Origin of the sequence: Flavonifractor plautii ATCC 29863, assembly GCF_000239295.1 — a bacterium.
In the GTDB taxonomy this organism is placed as follows: Bacteria; Bacillota; Clostridia; order Oscillospirales; family Oscillospiraceae; genus Flavonifractor; species Flavonifractor plautii.
Map to the genome: position 1 here is coordinate 1 of NZ_JH417772.1, position 3,130 is coordinate 3,130.

Below are 3,130 nucleotides of genomic sequence, written 5' to 3' on the forward strand. Positions count from 1 at the left end.
AGGCCGCCCGCATAAACTGCGGGCGGCCTGCCTTATCCATGTCAGTACAGGGCCAGGGCGATACCGGCTGCCACCAGCACCGCGCCGCCGATTTTGGTTCCAATCCGGGAACGCATCCGCCGGAACACCTTCTGGAGCTGCTCCAGAGGCACCGCGAGAAAGACCACGCCAAGGGCAATCAGAAGCACGCCAACGGCCAACATACCTGTCATACCTTCACCGCCGTTTCTGTCAAATCTGTCCCTATCTTACCAGCTTCCACCCCATTTTGCAAGACGGCGGCGGCTTTCTCTTGCCTTCGTCCGTTTTTTCTGCTACCATAGGGCAAACGGGTTGCTTTTGCAACAGAAGGGAGGCGGCCATGGAGGCCTATCTGGGGGCCCTGCGGAGGGTCGCCCTGTTCCACGGCATGGGGGACAGGGAGCTGCTGTCCATGCTGGACTGTCTGGGGGCGCGGCTGCGGCAGTACTCCAAGGGGGATGTAATCTTTCATGCCGGCGATCCCGCCACCCACCTGGGGGCGGTGCTCACTGGCCAGGTGCAGGTGAGCCGGACCAAGGCCGACGGCCAGCGAGTGGTCATGGGGGAGATCCGCCCCGGCGGCCTCTTTGCCGAGTCCTTCGCCTGCGCCCGGGCGGAGAGCCTGCCGGTGACCGTCACGGCCGCCGCCGACGCGGCGGTGCTGCTCATCGACTGCGGCCGCATCTCCGCCCCCTGCTCCGCCGCCTGTACCTTCCACACCCGGCTCATCTCCAATCTGCTCCAGGTGCTGGCGGAGAAAAACCTCTCTCTGGCGGGCAAGCTGGGGCACCTGTCCGGCCGCACCATCCGGGAGCGGCTGCTCTCCTATTTGGAGGAGCAGGCCGCCCGGACAGGCCGCGCCACCGTCACCGTCCCCTTTGACCGGCAGGCCCTGGCGGACTATCTCTGCGTGGACCGCAGCGCACTGTCCCGCACCATCGGCGCCCTCCAGCGGGAGGGCGTGCTCACCGTCCGGCGGGACCGCTTCACCCTCAATTTCTAAAAGGAGGCTTCGCTATGGGCACCTATCTTCTCTCTCTGGATCAGGGCACCACCAGCTCCCGCGCCATCCTCTTTGACCGGGAGCAGAACATTCTCGGCGTGGCGCAAAAGGAGTTCACCCAGTTCTACCCCCGGGAGGGGTGGGTGGAGCATGACCCCATGGAGATCTGGTCCTCCCAGTACGGGGTAATGATGGAGGTCATCGCCCAGTCGGGGGTAAACCCGGCGGAGATCGCCGCCATCGGCATCACCAACCAGCGTGAGACCACCATTTTGTGGGACCGTGCCACCGGGCGGCCCATCTACAACGCCATCGTCTGGCAGTGCCGCCGTACGGCGGAGTTGGTGGACCGGCTGCGGGCCGAGGGACTGGAGGAGCACATCCGCGCCGCCACCGGCCTGGTTCCCGACGCGTACTTCTCCGCCACTAAGATCAAGTGGGTGCTCGACCATGTGGAGGGGGCCCGGGAAAAGGCCCGCCGGGGGGAGATTCTGTTCGGCACGGTGGACGCCTGGCTGCTGTGGAAGCTCACTGGCGGGGCCGTCCACGCCACCGACGTCACCAACGCCTCCCGCACCATGCTCTTTGACATCCATGCCCTGGACTGGGACGACACCCTCCTCTCCGCCCTGGACATTCCCAGGGCCATGCTGCCCCAGGTGCGCCCCTCCAGCGAGGTCTACGGCTACACCGACATACAGGGCGTGCGCATCCCCATCGCCGGCATGGCCGGCGACCAGCAGGCCGCCCTGTTCGGCCAGGGCTGCTTTTCCCCCGGCGACGCCAAGAACACCTACGGCACCGGCTGCTTCCTGCTGATGAACACCGGGGACAAGCCCTGCGCCAGCCGCAACGGCCTGCTCACCACCGTGGCGGTCGGGCTGGACGGAGGGGTGCAGTACGCCCTGGAGGGCTCCGTCTTCGTGGGCGGGGCGGTGATCCAGTGGCTGCGGGACGAGCTGCGCTTCTTCCCCGAGAGCCGGGACGCAGAGTACTACGCCCAGAAGGTGCCCGACAACGGGGGCGTCTATCTGGTACCCGCCTTTACCGGTCTGGGGGCCCCCTATTGGGACATGTACGCCCGGGGCATTCTGGTGGGCCTCACCCGGGGCACCCGGCGGGAGCACATCACCCGGGCGGCCCAGGAGTCCATCGCCTACCAGGTGGCCGACCTGGTTCACGCCATGGAGGCGGATACCGGCCTGCCATTGGGCCAGCTCAAGGCCGACGGCGGGGCCAGCCGGGACGCCTTCCTCATGCAGTTCCAAGCGGACATCCTGGATCGGGAGGTCCGCCGCCCCGCCATCCGGGAGACCACCGCCCTGGGGGCAGCCTATCTGGCCGGTCTGGCCGCCGGGGTGTGGAGCGGTACCGCGAGCTGCGCCGCCTGTGGCGGTGCGACACCGCCTTCTCCCCCGCCATGCCGCCGGAGCAGCGGGAGCACCTGCTGGAGCAGTGGCACCGGGCGGTGGGCCGCAGCCGGGACTGGGCCCGGTAGAAAATCGACACATCTTCCTTTTTTTCCCTTTCTTTACCCGCTTGTCATATGGGCAGCGGTGGGGTAAAATAGAAGGGACAAGACAGGAGGCCCTGATTATGCAGAACATTGATCCCTATTCCTACCAGTGCGGCGTGATTGACTGCTTCAACGAGATGGTGCGCTCCGGGGTGAAGGCACTGGCCCTCAGCCATCCCATGGACAGCGCCGCAGAGCGGGACGCCCTGATCCCCTTTGCCCGCTCCTGCTGCCACCAGTACGGCAACCAGCTCTACATAGAGGACACCCCGCTGCTCACCGATCTCTTTCCCCTCTCGCTGAATCAGGGCAAGTTCAACATCCTGTTCTACCGGGCTGGCCACATTCTCGACCAGTACCTGCGCCTGAAGGAGCGCAAGGCCAATCTGGTGGCCGAGCGGGCCTACTTCGGCGGCAACCGCAGCCAGCTCGCCTGGGAATACGGCCGGCTGCTGTCCTACCCGGACGAGGCCATCCGGCGGCTCATTTCCGACAATCCGGAAAAGGAGCGTCTCTGAATCCCTCCGGGGGCGGCGCCTGCCGCCCCCTTCCGCTTCTTTTGTAGGTTTGTCAAACATATTGGACGGTGA

3 protein-coding genes and 1 pseudogene are annotated in these 3,130 nt (G+C 66.0%); 3 read left to right on the plus strand and 1 reads right to left on the minus strand.

Features of this window, described 5'->3' with window-relative positions:
* Nucleotides 1-41 precede the first annotated feature (41 nt).
* Nucleotides 42-212, minus strand: a complete 171-nt coding sequence (locus HMPREF0372_RS20075) for a hypothetical protein (protein ID WP_007491488.1) — start codon at nucleotides 210-212, stop codon at nucleotides 42-44.
* Between the two features lie 149 nt (nucleotides 213-361).
* Between HMPREF0372_RS20075 and HMPREF0372_RS09520 the strand changes: the two genes are divergently transcribed.
* The 3 genes and pseudogenes from HMPREF0372_RS09520 (at nucleotide 362) to HMPREF0372_RS09530 (ending at nucleotide 3,058) form a co-directional block, all read left to right on the plus strand.
* Complete coding sequence (locus tag HMPREF0372_RS09520) at nucleotides 362-1,024, plus strand: Crp/Fnr family transcriptional regulator (protein ID WP_007491492.1); 663 nt, start codon at nucleotides 362-364, stop codon at nucleotides 1,022-1,024.
* A gap of 14 nt (nucleotides 1,025-1,038) precedes the next feature.
* Nucleotides 1,039-2,522 (plus strand): annotated as a pseudogene (gene glpK, locus HMPREF0372_RS09525) (glycerol kinase GlpK).
* Nucleotides 2,523-2,620: 98 nt separating this feature from the next.
* Nucleotides 2,621-3,058, plus strand: coding sequence for a hypothetical protein (locus tag HMPREF0372_RS09530; protein ID WP_007491496.1), 438 nt, complete (start codon nucleotides 2,621-2,623; stop codon nucleotides 3,056-3,058).
* Nucleotides 3,059-3,130 lie beyond the last annotated feature (72 nt).